The organism is Streptomyces sp. WM6378, assembly GCF_001279695.1.
Classification (GTDB): domain Bacteria; phylum Actinomycetota; class Actinomycetes; order Streptomycetales; family Streptomycetaceae; genus Streptomyces.
Genome location: NZ_LGDD01000322.1, coordinates 1 through 17,267, shown reverse-complemented (window position 1 = coordinate 17,267; position 17,267 = coordinate 1). Strand labels below are relative to the sequence as shown.

Below are 17,267 nucleotides of genomic sequence, written 5' to 3'. Positions count from 1 at the left end.
ACGACGTCACTCTCGGCGGTGGTTTCGACGGCCGCACAGCCGTAGAGGTGGATCTGTTCGGGATCGACCTCCATGAGCGCGATCACGCTGCCGCCCTCGTGCTCCTGGATCTCCACCATCCGCGAAAGGAGCTGGTCGCGGGCGTCGATCAGGTCGTCGCCGAGGAGCACCGCGAAGGGCTGGCTGCCCACGTGCGGGGCCGCGCACAGCACCGCGTGGCCGAGACCGCGCGGGTCCCCCTGGCGTACGTAGTGCATGGTCGCCAGGTCGCTGGACTCCTGCACCTTCGCGAGCCGGTCCGCGTCGCCCTTGCGGGTCAGCGCCGACTCCAGCTCGTAGTTCCGGTCGAAGTGGTCCTCCAGAGGACGCTTGTTGCGGCCGGTCACCATCAGGATGTCCGACAGGCCCGCCGCCACCGCCTCCTCCACCACGTACTGAATGGCCGGCTTGTCCACCACCGGCAGCATTTCCTTCGGGGTGGCCTTGGTGGCCGGAAGGAACCGGGTACCGAGCCCGGCCGCGGGGATGACAGCCTTGGTGATCCGTGGGGGCGACTGAGTCATGCGGGGCACCCTATCCGCTGCGTATGTGCGGAAGATGATCCGTCGGTGAATTCGCTCTCTTACCCACGCATTTGAGGGGATTGCAGAGACACGGTGAGTGATGACACGTCCGAAAAGGCCCTCTTGCGGCGCAGCCTCCTCGCCGCCCGGAAGCAGCTGAGCGACGACGAGCTGCTCGCCTCCTCCCTGGCGCTCGCCGACCGGGCCCTGGCCCTGCCCGAACTCGCGGCGGCCACCACGGTGGCCGCGTACGTCTCGGTGGGCCGCGAACCGGGCACCCGCGCCCTCGTCCACGCGCTGCACGCCCGGGGGGTTCGGGTGCTGCTTCCGGTGCTGCTCGCGGACAACGACCTGGACTGGGCCGCCTACGCCGGGCCCGAGCGCCTCGTGGCGGCCGGGCGCGGGCTGCTCGAACCGGACGGCGAACGGCTCGGCCCGGACGCCGTGACGGCCGCGGACACCGTGCTGCTGCCCGGCCTCGCCGTGGACGCGCGCGGGATGCGGCTCGGCCGGGGCGGCGGCTCCTACGACCGGGTCCTGGCCCGTATCGGGGCGTCCGGCCGAGCGCCCGCGCTGGTGGTGCTCCTCTACGCGAACGAGGTGGTCGCGCGGGTCCCGGAGGAACCGCACGACCACCCCGTGCAGGCTGTCGTCACCCCCGACGGGGTGACGCGCTTCAACGCCTGAAGGCCCGTGTCACAAGGCCCGTACTACGGCGTGAGCTTCAGCGTGTCCACGGTTGACCCGTCGACCGCCTTGCCGCTGAACGACCAGTCCAGGAGCTCGCCCTTGGCCCACTTCCCGGTCTGGTCCGAGTAGTGCGCGCTGTAGGCGTGGCCCGAGGCGCCGGTGAGGTTGATCCACTTGGACTTGTCGAAGTCCTTGAGGTTGACGACCATCCGCATCGAGGGGACCCAGGTGACGCCGTAGTCGCCGCTCGCCGCGTTCCAGCCGGTGGCGTTGACGGCGGCCTCGCCGCCGCCCAGGTTCCACGGGCCGCGGTTGAGGATGTACTGCAGGAAGCCCGGGCCCTCCTTGCCGAGGGTCTGGTTCTTCAGGATCATCTGGTGCAGTCGGCCCCAGCTCCAGGTCGTGGTGTCCTTGCCGAGCTTGGCGGTCAGCTCCCAGCGGGCGTCCTTCATGGCCCGGGCCAGCAGCTGGTCGCGGGTCGTGGTGGCCTTGTCCAGACGCGTCGCGGGCGACTGCCACCAGGTGTTGTTCTGGTCGTTGAAGATCTTGCGGACGACCTCGAACCAGCGGTCGCCGCCGTCGGGCTGCGTCGAGTCGCCGTCGCGCTCGCCGCACTCCTGGACCTTCTGGTTGGGGTCGTCGACGGGCCCGGTGCCGGCCGGCGGAGTCACGTACAGGCACTCGCCCTTGGGGCGCAGCTCCTTGGGCAGCTTGTTGCCGAACGCCAGCTTCAGGACGTTGCGCCACACCGAGTTGAAGTAGGCGGCGGCCGCCGAGTCGTTCTCCTGCGTGTAGTCCCAGCCCTCAAGGAGCTTCTGCGCCTCGCGGACCGAGGGGTCCGACACGTTGATCTTCAGCAGGGCGGGCGTCAGCAGCGCGGCGATCTCGCTGCTGTTGTCCATCTGCATCTTCTGCATGTCCTCGGTGGAGATCTTCCCGCCGCCCTTGATCTTCGACTCGATGAGGTCGTTGATCCGCTGGCTGCGGGTGCCGTATCCCCAGTCCTTGGTGATCAGGTACGGGTACTTCTTGTCGTCGATCACGGCCTGGTTGGCGGTGACGATGAAGCCGCGCTTGGGGTTGTACTCGTACGGCAGCGCGTCGAAGGGGATGTAGCCCTTCTTCCACGTGTACTTGGAGTCCCAGCCGGGCGCCGGCATGGTGCCGTCGACACCGTCCGCGCGCACCGGGATCCTGCCCGGCGCCTGGTAGCCGATGTTGCCCTTGGTGTCGGCGTAGATCAGGTTCTGGGAGGGGACGTCGAAGTCCTTGGCGGCGGCCCGGAAGGACTTGAAGTCGGTGGCCCGGTTCAGCGCGAACACCGCGTCCATGGACTTGCCGGGCTCAAGGGCCGTCCACTTCAGGGAGACCGCGTAGCCGGTGCCCCGGTCGGGGGCCGCGGAGTTGACGGGCGCCTTCTGGCCGACCTTCTCCAGCTCGTCGTCGCGGTCGGAGACCAGGGGGCCGTTGTTGGTCTCGCGGATCGTGATGGTCTTGCTGGCTCCGCCGGCCACCTTGATGACCTCCTCGCGCGTGGCGAGGGGCTTCTCCTGGTTGTCGTAGAGGTAGCTGGAGCCGTTGATCTTCTCCAGGTACAGGTCGGTCACGTCGGCGCCGAGGTTGGTGAAGCCCCAGGAGACGTCCTGGTTGTGGCCGATGACGACGCCGGGCATGCCGGAGAAGGTGTAGCCGGCGACGTCGTAGGAGCACTTGCTGGAGACGGTCCGGCAGTGCAGGCCCATCTGGTACCAGAGCGAGGGCATCATCGGTGCGAGGTGCGGGTCGTTGGCGAGCAGCGGCATGCCGGTCGTCGTGTACTGGCCCGACACCACCCAGGAGTTGGAGCCGATGCCGCTGCCGTTGGGGCCGAGCAGCGCCGGGATCTTGTCCAGGGTGTCGGAGAGCGCCGAGAGCTGGCTCTGCATGCCCTGGAGGGCGCCCTGCGCGGTCCCCGAGGTCCCGTCCGAGCTCGTCGCGGGGCGCTGGGGGTCGAACTTCCCGGTGGCCTTGTTGTACGAGCCCTCGTCGACGATGGGGCGGTGGGTGGCGGAGGGGTACGCCGGGTACAGGTCGTTGATCTGCTTCGGGCTGAGCCTGCTGGTCATCAGCGAACGGTCGATCTCGTCCTGCATGTTGCCCCGCAGGTCCCAGGCCATCGCCTTGAGCCAGGCCACCGAGTCGACCGGAGACCAGGCCTCCGGCTTGTAGTCGTTGGTGAAGCCGAGGGCCGCGTACTCGACGGAGATGTCCTTGCCGTCCTTGCCCTTCAGGTACGCGTTCACCCCCGCCGCGTACGCCTGGAGGTACTGCTTGGTGGCGGGCGACAGCTTGGTGTCGTACTCCTGCTGCGCGACCTTGTGCCAGCCCAGGGTGCGCAGGAAGGCGTCGGTGTCGACCTGGCCGCTGCCGAACATCTCCGAGAGCCGGCCCGACGTCATGTGGCGCCGGACGTCCATCTCGTAGAACCGGTCCTGCGCCTGGACGTAGCCCTGCGCCATGAACAGGTCGGCGTCGCTGTCGGCGTAGATCTGCGGGACGCCGTAGTCGTCGCGCTTGACCTCGACCTGGCCGGTCAGACCCGGGAGTTTGATGGTGCCGGTGGTCTGCGGGAACGAGGCGCGGACGGTACTCACCGACCAGTACGCGCCGTAGGCGACGCCCGCGACCAGCGCCAGCACCAGGACGAGGACGAACAGCCTCAGGCGGCGTCCCCTCTTCCTGCTCGTCTTGCCGGCCGTCGTACCGGCGGAAGGGGCGGTTGTGGTGGCGGGCATCGCTGTCCTTCGAGGGGCAGGGTGGTCCAGGAGTGCTGGGAGCAACCATAGGCGCAGCCGCTGACAGCGCCCGACGCGGTGTCTGAGTTCGCGCACCGAGGCGTCGCGCAGAGGAGCCCTCGCGTAAAGAAAGCGTCAAAGATTAGGTAAGGTAACGAAGTACCTTGAGTGACGGAACGTTTCACCAGGTGCGTCCCAGGGGTCCCCGGATGCGCACCAGTCACTTGGGGATGCACGATTTTCAGGGGGTGCCCGGCGGCGCCTGAGGGGAAGGATCGGCCACTGACTGTCCACCAGCTCAACGAACTCCTGCTCATCTGCTCGCTCGTCCTGCTCATCGCCGTCGCGGCGGTGCGCATCTCCTCCCGCAGCGGGCTCCCCAGCCTGCTCCTGTATCTCGGCATCGGGATCGCGATCGGGCAGGACGGCATCTTCAACGTCAAGTTCAACGACGCCGAACTGACGCAGGTGATCGGCTATGCCGCACTGGTGGTGATCCTGGCCGAGGGCGGTCTGGGCACCAAGTGGAAGGAGATCAGACCGGCGTTGCCGGCGGCCGTCGTACTGTCGCTCGTCGGCGTCGCGGTGAGCGTGGGCGTCACGGCGGCGGGCGCGCACTATCTGGTGGGCCTGGAGTGGCGGCAGGCACTGATCATCGGCGCGGTGGTGTCGTCCACGGACGCCGCGGCCGTCTTCTCGGTCCTGCGCAAGGTGCCGCTGCCGTCGCGCATCACCGGCGTCCTGGAGGCCGAGTCCGGCTTCAACGACGCCCCCGTGGTGATCCTGGTCGTCGCCTTCTCGACGCCCGGACCGGTCGACTCCTGGTACCTGCTGGTCGGGAAGATAGCCCTGGAGCTCGCCATCGGCGCCTCGATCGGGCTCGCGGTGGGCTGGCTCGGATCGTACGGACTGCGCCATGTGGCGCTGCCCGCCTCCGGCCTCTACCCGATCGCGGTGATGGCGATCGCCGTGAGCGCCTACGCGGCCGGCGCCATGGCCCACGGCTCCGGCTTCCTAGCGGTCTACCTCGCCTCCATGGTGCTCGGCAACGCCAAGCTGCCGCACTGGCCCGCCACCCGCGGCTTCGCCGACGGGCTCGGCTGGATCGCCCAGATCGGCATGTTCGTCCTGCTCGGCCTCCTGGTCACCCCGCACAACCTGGGTGCCGACTTCTGGCCCGCCGTGATCATCGGCCTCGTCCTCACCATGGTGGCGCGGCCCCTGGAAGTGCTGCTCAGCCTCCTGCCGTTCAAGCTGCCGTGGCAGGAGAAGGCCCTGATGTCGTGGGCGGGCCTGCGCGGCGCCGTACCGATCATCCTCGCCACGATCCCCATGGTCTCCGGGATCGACGGCAGCGAGAAGGTCTTCAACATCGTCTTCATCCTGGTCGTCGTCTACACCCTGATCCAGGGTCCGACGCTGCCGTGGCTGGCCCGCAAGCTCCAGCTCTCCGACTCCGACGAGGCCGCCGACCTGGGCGTCGAATCGGCCCCCCTGGAGCGGCTGCGCGGCCATCTGCTCTCCGTGGCGATCCCCCCGAAGTCGAGGATGCACGGCGTCGAGGTGCACGAACTGAGGCTGCCACCGGGCGCCGCCGTCACCCTGGTCGTACGGGACGGCAAGAGCTTCGTGCCGGGGCCGACCACCGTGCTGCGGCACGGCGACGAGCTCCTGGTGGTCGCCACCGATCCGGTACGGGACGCGGCCGAGAACCGGCTGCGGGCGGTCGGCCAGGGCGGCAAGCTGGCGGGCTGGCTGGGCACCGGGGGCGAGGCGAGCGAGCCTCCCAAGAAGGCGAAGCCCGGGCGAACGGCTCATTAAGGCGGGTTGCACCGCCGTTAAGCCGCGTGTCGGCCGAATAAACACAGGCCGAAACTTGGCACTCCGTGCGGATTCGTAGGCACGGAGTGCCAAACCTCTGTATCATGAAGGCACACCACTGATCGACCAACTCTGCCTGACGCAGAGCTGGCGCGACCGTATGGCGGTCGGGAGCTCCCCGCAGTAGCCCCCGGCATCTACCGCAGTTCCGCGCAAGAGGACAGCTCTCGGCAACGCCCGCACCCACAGATCTGTGCATGGGGCGCGCTACCAGGCGGCAGAAAGGCAAGGGGCCGTGGCATCCACGGTCACTTCTGACAAGCGGCCCGGTTACGGGCAGCTTCTGCGCACACCTGGCGCACTGTCCTTCCTCCTGCCCGGCTTCGCCGCCCGGCAGCCCTTCGCGATGCTCACCATCGGCATCCTCCTGCTCGTCCAGCACACCACCGGCTCCTACGGGGGCGCGGGCGCGGTCGCCGCCTTCACCGGCGTGTCCATGGCGCTGTTCGCCCCGCAGAGCGGCAAGCTCGCGGACCGCTTCGGACAGCGCGCGGTCCTGGTGCCCGGCGTCCTCGTCCACGCGGCCTCGGTGTCCGCGCTGACCGCCCTCGCACTGGCCGGCGCGCCCCTGTGGGCGCTGTTCATCGCCGCCGTGCCCACCGGCGCCTCCGTCCCGCAGGTCGGCCCCATGGTGCGGGCCCGCTGGGCCAGCAAGCTCGACGGCTCGCCCCTGATGGCGACCGCCGCCGCCTTCGAGTCGGTCACCGACGAGTTCACCTTCGTCATCGGCCCGGTCCTGGCGACCGCCCTGTGCACCAGCGTCCACCCGGCCGCAGGGCTCATCGCCGAGGCGTCGCTGACCCTCGTCGGCGGCCTCCTGTTCGCGGCCCAGCGCGGCACCCAGCCGCCGGTGCGCAGCGCCGCCGAACACGAGGCGGCCGAGCACACCTCCGCGCTGTCCATCCCGGGCGTCCGCGTCCTGGCGATGGCCTTCCTCGGCATCGGTGCGGTCTTCGGCGGCATGCAGGTCTCCCTGACCGCCTTCGCGGAAGAGATCGGCAACCCCGGCATCAACGGCGTCCTGTACGGCATCTTCGCCGCCGGAAACATGCTGGCGGGCATCGCCTGCGGCGCCATCGCCTGGAAGTCCGCGCCCCGCACCCGGCTGATCGCCGGCTACGCGGCGCTCACCCTGGCGGCCTCCGGCCTGTGGGCGGCGCACTCCGCGCTGCTGCTCGGCGGCCTCGGCCTGATCGTCGGCCTGTGCATCGCCCCGGCCCTGATCACCGGCTACACGCTGGTCGAGACGCTGGTCCCGGCGACCTCCCGCACCGAGGCGTTCACCTGGCTGACCGGCGCGGTCGCGCTGGGCCAGGCCGCCGCCGTCACCGTCGCCGGACGGCTGACCGACGCCCACGGTTCGACCGCCGGATTCCTGGTGCCGATGGCGGGCACGGCGCTGGCCCTCGTCACGCTGCTCGCACTGCGCTCCCGGCTCTCGCCGCGCCAGGCGGCACGTACCGTGGCGCGTGGCGTCGGTCACCGTGTCCCCGTCACGGTGGACTGATCCCGGGGAATACGTCACTATGGACCGTCGTTAGCACTCAATGAGTGAGAGTGCCAGGAGGAAGACACAGTGCCGACCTACCAGTATCAGTGCACCGAGTGCGGCGAGGGCCTCGAGGCGGTGCAGAAGTTCACCGATGACGCCCTGACCGTATGCCCGAACTGCGACGGACGCCTGAAGAAGGTGTTCTCGGCGGTCGGCATCGTCTTCAAGGGCTCCGGCTTCTACCGCAACGACAGCCGCGGCGCGTCGTCGAGCAGCTCGCCCGCGTCGTCGTCGAGTTCCGGTTCGTCCGCGTCGAAGACCTCGACGTCGTCGAGCTCGGACTCCAAGCCGGCCGCGTCGTCGTCGAGCTCCGGCTCGTCCTCGTCGAGCGCTGCCTGACCCCACCTCGGTACAGAACCCCCGCCGTCCTACGGCGGGGGTTCTGCCGTTCACGGCCACGGTTAGTGTGACCGGCATGGTTAACGCAGAGATCGGCGTCATCGGCGGCTCGGGGTTCTACTCGTTCCTGGAGGACGTCACCGAGGTCCAGGTGGACACTCCCTACGGCTCCCCCAGCGACTCGCTCTTCCTCGGCGAGATCGCCGGCCGGAAGGTGGCCTTCCTGCCCCGCCACGGCCGCGGCCACCACCTGCCCCCGCACCGCATCAACTACCGCGCCAACCTGTGGGCGCTGCGTTCGGTCGGGGTGCGCCAGGTGCTCGGGCCGTGCGCGGTCGGCGGCTTGCGCGAGGAGTACGGGCCGGGCACGCTGCTCGTGCCGGACCAGCTGGTGGACCGCACGAAGGCGCGCGTCCAGACCTTCTTCGACGGCCTTCCGCTGCCCGACGGCACGGTCCCGAACGTCGTGCACACCACGTTCGCCGACCCGTACTGCCCGAGCGGCCGCAAGGCGGCCCTGGGCGCGGCCGACGGACGCGGCTGGCAGGCCGTGGACGGCGGCACCATGGTCGTCGTCGAGGGCCCCCGCTTCTCGACCCGCGCCGAATCGAAGTGGCACGCATCGATGGGCTGGTCGGTGGTCGGCATGACCGGGCACCCCGAGGCCTACCTCGCCCGCGAACTGGAGCTCTGCTACACCTCGTTGTCGCTGGTCACCGACCTGGACGCGGGCGCAGAGACCGGTGAGGGCGTCTCGCACGCCGAGGTCCTGCGGGTGTTCGGCGAGAACGTGGCGCGCCTGCGCGAGGTGCTCTTCGACGCGGTCGCAGCCCTTCCGGCCACCGAGGACCGCGACTGCCTGTGCATGCATGCGCACGACGGCTGGGACCTGGGCATCGAGCTGCCGTAAGCGTGACGCGAGCCCGGCGCCGGGCGCTTTCCGGCGGGCGCCGGGCCGGGTTGGCAGGCCGGCGTGGCGGGCCGGCCCGCGATCAGGATTCGGTCCTGAACTCCCCTTCCGGGTGAGCGAGTTGTCCACAGGCGGGCGGTGGTCCACAGGCCCCGACGAAATCCCGCGGGGCAGGGGATCGTGAGGAACGTCCGAGCAGCACAGGCTCCTCACGATCGGCAGTGATCACCATGTCCGCAGGTTCCGCGTCACCCGCCTCGCCCGCCCCCCGCCCGCTCCCCTTCCTGCCTCCCGTGCCCGCGCCCGAGCCCGGCGGCGTGCCGTTCTTCCCGCCGCTGCGGGTGCGCGGCGGAAAGCACCGGCTGCGCCGCGCGATGCGCAGGCGACGGCGCGCCGTGGCCGCGGGGCTCGCCGTCACGGCGGCGGCCCTCGCCGTCTCCAGCCCGCAGGCGGCGGAGCGCACGCACCCGCCGGCGGCCCCCGCGCCACGCGAACGCGGGCCGGCGCGGCCGGCCGCGCTGGTGTCGGCGCCGGTACGGATCGCGGACGCGGAGACCGTACGGCTGCTGAAGCCCGGCGACCGGGTCGATGTGATCGCCTCCCCCAACTCGCCCTCGGCGGGCGGCGATCAAGCCCGTGTGGTGGCAACGGGCGCCAGGGTCACGGAAGTTCCGGAAACACGCGGGACTGCTTCCGACGCCGGGGCGCTCGTCGTCCTCGCCGTGCCGCGCGAGGCGGCCGGGGCGCTGGTCGGCGCGAGTACGACGTCCCGGCTGGCGGTGACGTTGTGCTGATGCGCACGGGCGAACGGTCAAGTCCCCCGTTCGCATGCATGGATTGGACAGCGCGGGGCCGCCCTGTCCAAGGTGGCGCAGGAGTTTGCTCCGCCCCCTGCACATGCGAAGAAAGGCTCATTGGTGAGCGAGGAGAAGACAGGCGTGCTGGCAGGCTTCAAGGCCTTCCTGATGCGCGGGAATGTGATCGACCTGGCTGTCGCCGTGGTGATCGGCGCCGCGTTCACCAACGTCGTGAACTCGGTCGTGAAGGGCGTGATCAACCCGCTGGTCGGCGCGTTCGGCACCAAGGACCTGGAGAGCTACACCTCCTGCCTGAAGGGCCCCTGCACCGCCGGCTCGGGGATCCAGATCGCCTGGGGCGGGGTGCTCAGCGCCCTGCTGAGCTTCATCATCACCGCCGCCGTCGTCTACTTCCTGATGGTGCTGCCCATGGCCAAGTTCCTGGCCCGGCGGGCCCGGCAGGACAAGGCGAAGGAAGGGGTGCGCGAGACGATGGAGGTCAGCGAGCTGGAAGTGCTGAAGGAGATCCGCGACGCCCTGGTCGCCCAGCGCGGCCCCAGCGAGTCGTAGCGCCGTCTCGTACGGCTCAGATGTGGTGGGGCGGCTTCTCGTCGAGGAAGCGTGCCAGGTCGGCGGCGCTGCCCGCGGAAGCGGGCCGCTCGCCCCACCCGCGGTCCGTGTCGTCCGCCGATTGCTGGTCCAGCGGATCGTCGAAGACCAGCGTCGGCTTGGACTGCTCCTTGGGCGCTGATTCCCGGTCGCGCGGTCCGGGGGCGGGGGCGGTGCTCATACGTCAAGGGTACGGCGGGTCGGGACGGGGTACGGCGGGTCGGGACGGGGTACGCGGGCCGGTCGGCGGCCCCCGCGTCGCCCCTCCTGCGGACGGTGGCCTCAGCGGCCCTCCGGGCAGTGGCGTACGGAGCCCGGACAGCGGTCTTCCGGTCGGCGGCACCGCTATTCGGCGGCCCCCGCTCAGAGGTCTTCCGGTCGGCGGAACCGCGCCTCACCGGCCTGCGCTCAGCGGTCCTTCGGGTCGAGCAGCCAGAGGCCGAGGACCACCAGGAACGACAGACAGAGGAACCCCGCGCCCCACCAGGCGGTGCCGGCGCTGCCGCGCATCCACTCGTTGACCACCACGGTCAGACCCCACAGCTGGCCGATGACCACGGTGATCGCCAGGGTGAGGCGGGCCGTCAGCTTCGAGGAGCGTTCCGGCTCCTGCTCGCTGCCGGCGCCCGGGCCCGGCCCGGTGTGCCGGATCCGCGGGTCGCCGTAGCCGCTGGTGGCGCGGATCTGCGGGTAGCGCTCGTGGACCGGCCGGTTGAGCCGGGGCTGTGCGGAGCCCGGGGTGTACGGGGGCCGCGGGGGGACCGGGAGGCCCTCGCCCGGGCCGGGCCCGCCATCGGAGGCCCGGCCGCGGGCGGCGTCGCCGTCGGTGCTCATGTCCGCTCGCTCCTCTCGTCCGACTTCGCGTTCGCGGCGGGGCAGCCCATGCGGGCCGCCATGTCGGGCCGCTTGTCGGCGAACTGGCGGCACATGGCGTCCTTGACGCTCTCACCGGAGCGCGCCGTGGCCACCGCCCAGACGCTGCCGTCGGCCTCCTCGATGAGGAGCACCTTGGGCAGCGGGCGCGGCGGCGGCCCTGCGGTGACCTCGCCGGTGCGGGCGTCGAAGACCCCTTCGTGGCACGGGCAGTACAGCTCGCCCTCGGCACCGCGGTCCTCGCGCCACAGCACCCCGCAGGCCAGGTGCGTACACACGGCGGAGTAGCCGACGAGGGTGCCGTCGGTGAGGCGGACGGCGACCGCGCGGTCGTCCTCGCCGGGGAAGCGGAAGGCGACGGACTCACCCGGGGCGAGCACGGCCGCGACGCGCTTGGCGTCGGGCGGATCGTCGCTGTCACCGTGCCGGTGCAGCACTCCCCCGGCCACGGCGACGCCGCCGACGGCGAGGCCGCCCGAGACGGTGGCGACGATGCGGAGATAGTCGCGGCGGGTCGTGAGGGAGTCGGCGGCGATGCGGTCGTGGAGGGCGGCCCGGGCGGGATCCGCGCCGGGATCGGGAGCGGCGGGCGACTGGTCGGTGACGCTCATCGGCGGACGTCCTTGCCGCCCGCCCGTCGCCCGCCGCCACCCGGGCCGGAGTTGGCTGCGTTCACGGCTCTTCCATTCACCTCGACGATCGGGAGGCCGCCGGGCACCGGCCACTGGACCTTGTCGGCGGGCACCACCATGGCCACGCCGGTGGAGACGACGACGTCGCCGAACGTGAAGGAGTCGGCGACCTGGACGCCGGGGCGCTCCGCGAGGAGCTCCTCGACCGTCCCGTAGAACAGCGCACCGGTCGGGCAGACCGTGGCGCACATGGGGGCCAGGCCGTACGCGGTGCGGTCGTAGCAGAGGTTGCACTTCATCTGCAGCTTCGCCTGGAGGTCGATCTTCGGTACGCCGAAGGGGCAGGCGTTCACGCAGTTCGCGCAGCCGATGCAGCGGGTCGTGTCGGCCTGCTGCACCACCCCGTCCGCAGTCACCAGGATCGCGTCGGCGGGACACACCTCGGCACACGGGGCGACCGGGTCCTCGCAGTGCATGCAGACGGTCGGAAGGGAGGCAACGGAATGACCCTCGTCGGGATAGTCGAGATGGATCATGGACTTGCCGCGATGCGAGTCGCACTCGCGGCAGGCCGACACACAGGCCTGGCAGCCGATGCAGCGCCCCGGGTCGATGAAGATCGTTCTGCCCATCATGGCGGGCGTCAGCTCCTCTCCGAGGTGCCACGGCCCTGCGGGGACGTGGGCGGCAGGGGGTCGGTGCGCGAGACCTGCGTCGCCGGGTACGCCTCGTGGCCCGGCGCGGTCGGCGGCGCCGGCACCTCGTCGATCCGATCGGCGGCCTCGATCCGGCAGGCGCACACCTTGTACTCGGGGATCTTGGAACGGGGGTCGAGGGCATCGATGGTGAGCGCGTTCGCGGCCGTCGGGACCGGCCAGTGGTACGGGATGAACACCGTGTCGGGCCGGATCGCCTCGGTCACCAGCGCCGGAAAGACCTCGCTGCCGCGCCGGGTCACCACCCGCACCGGATCTCCGTTGCGGAACCCGTGCGAAGGATGGACCTCCACCCAGGGGCGCGGGGTCTGCTCGACGAGCGCGCCGAGCCGCCGCGTCTGGTTGCCGGACAGGAAGTGCGCCACGGTACGGCCCGTGGTCAGCGACATCGGATGCTCCTCGTCGTACGGATCCATCGGCGGATGCCACTCGACGACCTGCATGTGGACCTTGCCGTCCGGGTGGAAGGTCCTCCCTCCCTCGAACAGGCGGGGCGTGCCCGGATGGTCCGTGGTGGGGCAGGGCCAGGCGATACCGCCGGTCTCCTCCAGACGCTCGTAGGTGATGCCGTAGTAGTCGTTCACCGTTCCGGCCGACGCGATCCGCAGCTCCTCGAACACCTCGCGGGAGCCCGGATAGGCGAACTTGTCACCCACGCCCAGGCGCCCGGCCAGCTGGCACATCACCCAGGTGTCGGTGCGCACGCCCCCGGGCGGCTCCTGCGCCTTGTTGTGCTTGACCACCCTGGCCTCGGCGTTCGCCATCACGCCCTCGTCCTCGGCCCAGGTGGTGACGGGGAAGACGACATGCGCGTTGGCCGCGGTCTCCGAAAGGAAGAAATCGAATTGGGCGTGGAACTCCAGAGTGTCGTAACCAGCCTTCACCGTCGTGTAGTTGGGAAGGGAGACGAACGGGTTGTTGCAGATGCCGATCAGACCGCGGATCTCCTCGCGCTGCATCTGCCAGACCATTTCCATCATCGAGGTCCCTGCGGGCGGCAGTTCGGACTCCTCGATGCCCCAAATCTCACAGATCTGCCGCCGGTGCTCCGGATTCGAGATGGAACGCCCACCTGGCAGCAGATCGGACTTCTGCCCGTGCTCCCGCCCGCCCTGGCCGTTGCCCTGGCCTGTGATGGTGCCGTAACCGGCGCCGGGCTTGCCGAGGTTGCCGGTGGCCGTACAGAGATTGATGACGGTCAGGCAGTTCTCGACACCCTGCGAATGATGCTCGATGCCCCGCGCGTGCCAGGCCATCGCCCGGTCGGCGCCCGCGAAGGCCCGGGCGACCTGCACCACCTGGGAGGCGGGAATCCCGCAGATCTCGGCGGCCACATCGGGGGTGACGGAGGCGACCGCCGCGCACACCTCGTCCCAGCCGGTGGTGTGCTCGGCGAGGAACTCCTTGTCGACGAGGTCCTCCTGGATGACCACGTTCAGTACGGCGTTGAAGAAAGCCGCGTCGGTGCCGGGCCGCAGCGCGACGTGGATGTCGGCGGTGCGCGCGATGGCCGTCTCGCGCGGGTCGACCACGATGAGACTGGCCCCGCGGTCCCGGGCGCCCCACAGGTACTGGGTCATGACGGGGAAGCACTCCCCCACATTGGACCCGGCGATCAGCAGGCAGTCGGTGAGCAGGATGTCGGAGAACGGGTTGCCCGCCCGGTCGATGCCGAAGGCCAGCTTGTTGGCGCCGGCGGCGGAGACCATGCACAGCCGGCCGTTGTAGTCGACGTGCCGCGTCTTGAGGGCGACCCGGCCGAACTTGCCGACCAGGTACGTCTTCTCGGAGAACAAGCTCGCCCCGCCGAGCAGCCCGAACGCGTCGTTGCCGTGGGCGGACTGGATACGGCGGATCTCGGCGACCGTGAAGTCGAGCGCCTCCTCCCAGGAGACCTCGCGGAACGGCTCGTCGCGAGAGCGGCGCATCAGCGGCGAGGTCAGCCGGTCGGGGTGATTGACCTGCTGGTAGGCGTTGATGCCCTTCGGGCACAGGCGCATCCGGTTGATGTCGTGATTGCGGGGCTCGACCCCGAACACCTTGCCCGCCCGGTCCACCCGCAGATACATGCCGCACTGCACCCCGCAGAAGCAGCAGTGGGTGGGGACGAGGGTCTCGCCGTTCTGGTCGGCGTGCCACTGGTCGGCCGGGATGCCGCCCGCGTCCCGGAAGTTGCGGGTGCCGGGCGGCGCGATCGAAGGGTCGAGCGGAATGGGCCGGCTGCTCACTTGAAGCCCTTCTTGACGTGGCTGAGGTAGGCGCTGCCGCGCAGCACCCGCTTGCAGCGCGGGCAGTACTGGGCCCAGGCGTCGAAGTCGAGGTTCAGATCGCGCATGGTGCCCCGCAGGTTCTCGACGTACGGGGCGGTGTCGATCGGCTCGCCGCAGCGCTTGCACGGGAAGACCTGCGCGTCCTGGCGGGCCGTGTACTTGAAGAGCTGCATGCCGACCGCGGCCGGCCGCTGCACGATGTGGAAGAACTTCCCGAACGGGATGTAGATGAGGGTGAAGACGACCGAGACCATGTGCAGGACCGCCAGGAACTGGTAGCCACCGCCGTGCAGGAAGATCGACGAGAAGGTGAGGAGGAGCCCCGTCACGGAGATGACGATCAGCGCGATCAGCGGGACGAGGTCGTAGGCGAAGCGCTGGCCGGTGATGGCGCCGCGGTCCTTCATCCGCCGCCACAGGAAGTACGAGGCGCCGGGGATCACCAGGACGGCGGCGATGTCCAGGCCGTGGAACATCAGCCAGCCGGCAACGCTCAGCGAGTCGAAGCCGAGGATCTTGAACCCCCAGATCCGCATCTCGTATCCGGGGCCCGAGCCGGACCCCGAGGTGAACGTGAACCAGCCCCAGGTCAGCGGGAACGTGATCGCGGCGGCCAGGATGCAGCCCCAGAAGATCAGCTGGTGCGCGGCCCAGCGGGCGTGCGAGCGAGCGCCCAGGAACTTCTGGAAGCCGAGATAGGTGGCGATCATCTTCGGCAGGGCGGTGGGCGCCCTACGGAAGTTGGCCGCCGAGAACAGGCTCCGCCAGCCCTGCTTGAACAGGCGGCGGGCGCCCGGAGAGGAGATCCACACGGTGTAGCGGTAGGCGACACCGAAGGCCAGGAAGACGGTGGCGACCGCGTACGGAAGGAGCGCGGAGTCGAAGTCCTGGAGCAGCCGGCTGCCGAACACGATGGCCAGGATGAGCAGAACGGAGACGGCCGTACCGGCCAGCGTCGCGCGCAGCGCCACGGAACGCGGGGCGGGCGCGGGGGCGACGGCCGGCACCGGTGGCGGTGGCACACCCGGGGAGGAGGCGTCCGGAGGTGCGGCGGGGGGTGCGGGTGGCTCGGTCACCCCCTCACGCTAGGTACATTCCGGCATCAACTACCTGTTTTAGCGATCAACGGGGTGAGTCCGCTCGGCCCTTGCCGCGCCGGAGCCGAGCCGACTGCGGCCGGGCTCCGGAAGGGCGCAACCAGCCGCACTCGCTAGCCCGCAGCCCCGTCGGGCGTCGGCACGACATCAAGTTCCTGAAGAAGGCGAAGGAGGTCCCTCTCCGACCACTTTTCGGCCAGCCGGCCGTTCTCGATGCGATGGATCACCACCGCCGTCATCTCCATCTGCTTGCCGGTGCGCGGGATGCCCGGGAGGTCCCCCTCATGGACTCCACGAGCCGTCAGCCGGGTCACGACCTTGTCGCCCTCCGCGATCTGGTCCTCGATCGTGTGGGTGCCGGGCGTGGACTCCCAGAACAGACGGAACGCCTCCTTGAGCCCCTCACGACCCGGTCCGAACCCGGGAAAGGGCGGCGGTGAGTGGTCCTGGTAGTCCTCGACCACGAGCTCGTCCAGGGCATCGATGTTGCCCGCGTCGATCTCCTGGTAGAAGCGGCGCACCAGCTTCTTGTTCTCTTCGGTTGACACCCGGAACCTCTCGTCGCGTTCGCTTGGTGACGCCGGAACGGCACACAGGGCCCGAAGCGTCACCACTGGGGTTCCCCGTCCACCACCGCGACGAGCCCGGCGATCACAGAGGTTCACTCGGACGCAGCCACGTGCGCCGCGACCGCTTCAGACCGCGTACAACCCGTGCGCGGTGAAGGCCTCCCGGGCCGCCGCCACCCGGGCGGCCGTGGGGGACGGGGTGTCGTGGAGGGTGAAGTTCATGCCGAGGGCCTGCCACTTGCCCTCGCCCAGTTTGTGGAACGGAAGGACGTCGACGCGGGACACATTGCCGAGAGAGGAGGCGAAGGAGGCGACGCCCTCGATGTTGGCGGGGTCGTCGGTCAGACCCGGGACCAGAACGAAGCGGACATGGACCTCCTTGCCGAGGTCCGCGAGACGACGGGCGAAATCCAGCGTCGGCTGCAACGGCCGGCCCGTGGCCTTCCTGTACGTCTCACGGTCCCAGGACTTGATGTCGAGCAGCACCAGGTCCACGTCGCGCAGCAGCGCGTCGGTGGCCCGGGTGCCGAGGAAACCGGAGGTGTCCAGGGCGGTGTGCAGCCCCAGCTCGTGTTTGTAGCGGTGCAGCAGCTCACCGGCGAAGACGGGCTGGAGCAGCGGTTCGCCGCCGCTCACCGTGGCGCCGCCGCCCGCGGCGCGGATGAACGTCGTGTACTTCGCGGCCTCGGCGACCACGTCGTCCGCGGTGGTGCGCTTGCCGTTGCGCATCCGCCAGGTGTCGGGGTTGTGGCAGTACAGGCAGGTCAGCGGGCAGCCCGAGAGGAAGGTGACGAAGCGCGTGCCCGGACCGTCGACGCCGGTCGACAGGTCCCAGGAGTGCACAGAGCCGACGATCGGCCGACGCGTGGCCGCCCCGGCGAGCGTAGTGGCGTCCTCATCCCCGCCGACGCGGGCCGGCCGGCCGACGGGGAACTCGGGGCTGAGCAGAACGGCCATGGCAGGGACCTTCCTGGGGGTGGAGTGCGGGGAGGGGT

The 17,267-nt window shown here is 70.2% G+C and carries 16 protein-coding genes and 1 pseudogene (1 of these 17 running past the window's edge); 7 read left to right on the top strand and 10 right to left on the bottom strand.

The annotated features are described in order from the left end of the window. Nucleotides 1-563, bottom strand: a pseudogene (gene galU / locus ADK54_RS33740) (UTP--glucose-1-phosphate uridylyltransferase GalU) (it extends 332 nt beyond the left edge of the window). 93 nt (nt 564-656) lie between these two features. Between galU and ADK54_RS33735 the strand changes: the two are divergent. Then, nucleotides 657-1,250: a 5-formyltetrahydrofolate cyclo-ligase gene (locus tag ADK54_RS33735; RefSeq protein WP_053729596.1), complete on the top strand. Its 594-nt coding sequence runs from the start codon at nt 657-659 to the stop codon at nt 1,248-1,250. 23 nt (nt 1,251-1,273) lie between these two features. On the opposite strand, the gene ADK54_RS33730 is transcribed toward ADK54_RS33735, so the two are convergent. Further along, nucleotides 1,274-4,027 (bottom strand): penicillin acylase family protein, encoded by a 2,754-nt coding sequence (locus ADK54_RS33730; RefSeq protein ID WP_053729595.1) that lies wholly within the window; start codon nt 4,025-4,027, stop codon nt 1,274-1,276. Between the two features lie 237 nt (nt 4,028-4,264). Here ADK54_RS33730 and ADK54_RS33725 point away from each other — a divergent pair, with 237 nt between their 5' ends. From ADK54_RS33725 to mscL, 6 genes are all read left to right on the top strand, one after another. Then, complete coding sequence (locus tag ADK54_RS33725) at nt 4,265-5,848, top strand: potassium/proton antiporter (RefSeq protein ID WP_078966828.1); 1,584 nt, start codon at nt 4,265-4,267, stop codon at nt 5,846-5,848. 295 nt (nt 5,849-6,143) lie between these two features. Further along, on the top strand, nt 6,144-7,415 hold the full coding sequence (locus ADK54_RS33720; RefSeq protein WP_053729594.1) for an MFS transporter: 1,272 nt from the start codon (nt 6,144-6,146) through the stop codon (nt 7,413-7,415). A gap of 69 nt (nt 7,416-7,484) precedes the next feature. Beyond that, nucleotides 7,485-7,799, top strand: coding sequence for an FmdB family zinc ribbon protein (locus tag ADK54_RS33715; RefSeq protein WP_053729593.1), 315 nt, complete (start codon nt 7,485-7,487; stop codon nt 7,797-7,799). 76 nt (nt 7,800-7,875) lie between these two features. After that, nucleotides 7,876-8,709 (top strand): S-methyl-5'-thioadenosine phosphorylase, encoded by an 834-nt coding sequence (locus ADK54_RS33710; RefSeq protein WP_053729639.1) that lies wholly within the window; start codon nt 7,876-7,878, stop codon nt 8,707-8,709. 230 nt (nt 8,710-8,939) lie between these two features. Further along, nucleotides 8,940-9,503, top strand: coding sequence for an RcpC/CpaB family pilus assembly protein (locus ADK54_RS33705; protein WP_053729638.1), 564 nt, complete (start codon nt 8,940-8,942; stop codon nt 9,501-9,503). A gap of 123 nt (nt 9,504-9,626) precedes the next feature. Then, nucleotides 9,627-10,076 (top strand): large conductance mechanosensitive channel protein MscL, encoded by a 450-nt coding sequence (gene mscL / locus ADK54_RS33700; protein ID WP_078966825.1) that lies wholly within the window; start codon nt 9,627-9,629, stop codon nt 10,074-10,076. A gap of 16 nt (nt 10,077-10,092) precedes the next feature. Here the strand turns inward: mscL and ADK54_RS33695 are convergent, their stop codons facing one another. From ADK54_RS33695 to pflA, 8 genes are all read right to left on the bottom strand, one after another. Then, nucleotides 10,093-10,296: a hypothetical protein gene (locus ADK54_RS33695; RefSeq protein ID WP_053729592.1), complete on the bottom strand. Its 204-nt coding sequence runs from the start codon at nt 10,294-10,296 to the stop codon at nt 10,093-10,095. A 227-nt stretch (nt 10,297-10,523) separates the two neighbouring features. After that, complete coding sequence (locus tag ADK54_RS33690) at nt 10,524-10,949, bottom strand: hypothetical protein (protein WP_053729591.1); 426 nt, start codon at nt 10,947-10,949, stop codon at nt 10,524-10,526. After that, nucleotides 10,946-11,599, bottom strand: coding sequence for a ubiquinol-cytochrome c reductase iron-sulfur subunit (locus ADK54_RS33685; protein ID WP_053729590.1), 654 nt, complete (start codon nt 11,597-11,599; stop codon nt 10,946-10,948). Before ADK54_RS33685 ends, ADK54_RS33690 begins: the two co-directional genes overlap by 4 nt. After that, the gene (locus ADK54_RS33680) at nt 11,596-12,255 is read right to left on the bottom strand and encodes a 4Fe-4S dicluster domain-containing protein (protein ID WP_053729589.1); all 660 of its coding nucleotides are present in this window, start codon (nt 12,253-12,255) and stop codon (nt 11,596-11,598) included. The genes ADK54_RS33685 and ADK54_RS33680 overlap by 4 nt, the downstream gene beginning before the upstream one ends. Before the next feature lie 8 nt (nt 12,256-12,263). Then, nucleotides 12,264-14,564: a molybdopterin oxidoreductase family protein gene (locus ADK54_RS33675; protein ID WP_053729588.1), complete on the bottom strand. Its 2,301-nt coding sequence runs from the start codon at nt 14,562-14,564 to the stop codon at nt 12,264-12,266. After that, nucleotides 14,561-15,682, bottom strand: a complete 1,122-nt coding sequence (locus ADK54_RS33670; RefSeq protein ID WP_053729587.1) for a hypothetical protein — start codon at nt 15,680-15,682, stop codon at nt 14,561-14,563. The genes ADK54_RS33675 and ADK54_RS33670 overlap by 4 nt, the downstream gene beginning before the upstream one ends. A gap of 134 nt (nt 15,683-15,816) precedes the next feature. Further along, nucleotides 15,817-16,251, bottom strand: coding sequence for an ester cyclase (locus ADK54_RS33665; RefSeq protein WP_053729586.1), 435 nt, complete (start codon nt 16,249-16,251; stop codon nt 15,817-15,819). 147 nt (nt 16,252-16,398) lie between these two features. Then, nucleotides 16,399-17,229 (bottom strand): pyruvate formate-lyase-activating protein, encoded by an 831-nt coding sequence (pflA, locus tag ADK54_RS33660; protein WP_078966824.1) that lies wholly within the window; start codon nt 17,227-17,229, stop codon nt 16,399-16,401. Nucleotides 17,230-17,267: the final 38 nt, after the last annotated feature.

What these genes read in the sequence shown, in the direction of transcription:
- ADK54_RS33730 (WP_053729595.1), bottom strand. Translation starts at nt 4,027, where the DNA reads ATGCCCGCCACCACAACCGCCCCTTCCGCCGGTACGACGGCCGGCAAG.
- ADK54_RS33710 (WP_053729639.1), top strand. Translation starts at nt 7,876, where the DNA reads ATGGTTAACGCAGAGATCGGCGTCATCGGCGGCTCGGGGTTCTACTCG.
- ADK54_RS33705 (WP_053729638.1), top strand. Translation starts at nt 8,940, where the DNA reads ATGTCCGCAGGTTCCGCGTCACCCGCCTCGCCCGCCCCCCGCCCGCTC.
- ADK54_RS33695 (WP_053729592.1), bottom strand. Translation starts at nt 10,296, where the DNA reads ATGAGCACCGCCCCCGCCCCCGGACCGCGCGACCGGGAATCAGCGCCC.
- ADK54_RS33690 (WP_053729591.1), bottom strand. Translation starts at nt 10,949, where the DNA reads ATGAGCACCGACGGCGACGCCGCCCGCGGCCGGGCCTCCGATGGCGGG.
- ADK54_RS33685 (WP_053729590.1), bottom strand. Translation starts at nt 11,599, where the DNA reads ATGAGCGTCACCGACCAGTCGCCCGCCGCTCCCGATCCCGGCGCGGAT.
- ADK54_RS33680 (WP_053729589.1), bottom strand. Translation starts at nt 12,255, where the DNA reads ATGATGGGCAGAACGATCTTCATCGACCCGGGGCGCTGCATCGGCTGC.
- pflA (WP_078966824.1), bottom strand. Translation starts at nt 17,229, where the DNA reads ATGGCCGTTCTGCTCAGCCCCGAGTTCCCCGTCGGCCGGCCGGCCCGC.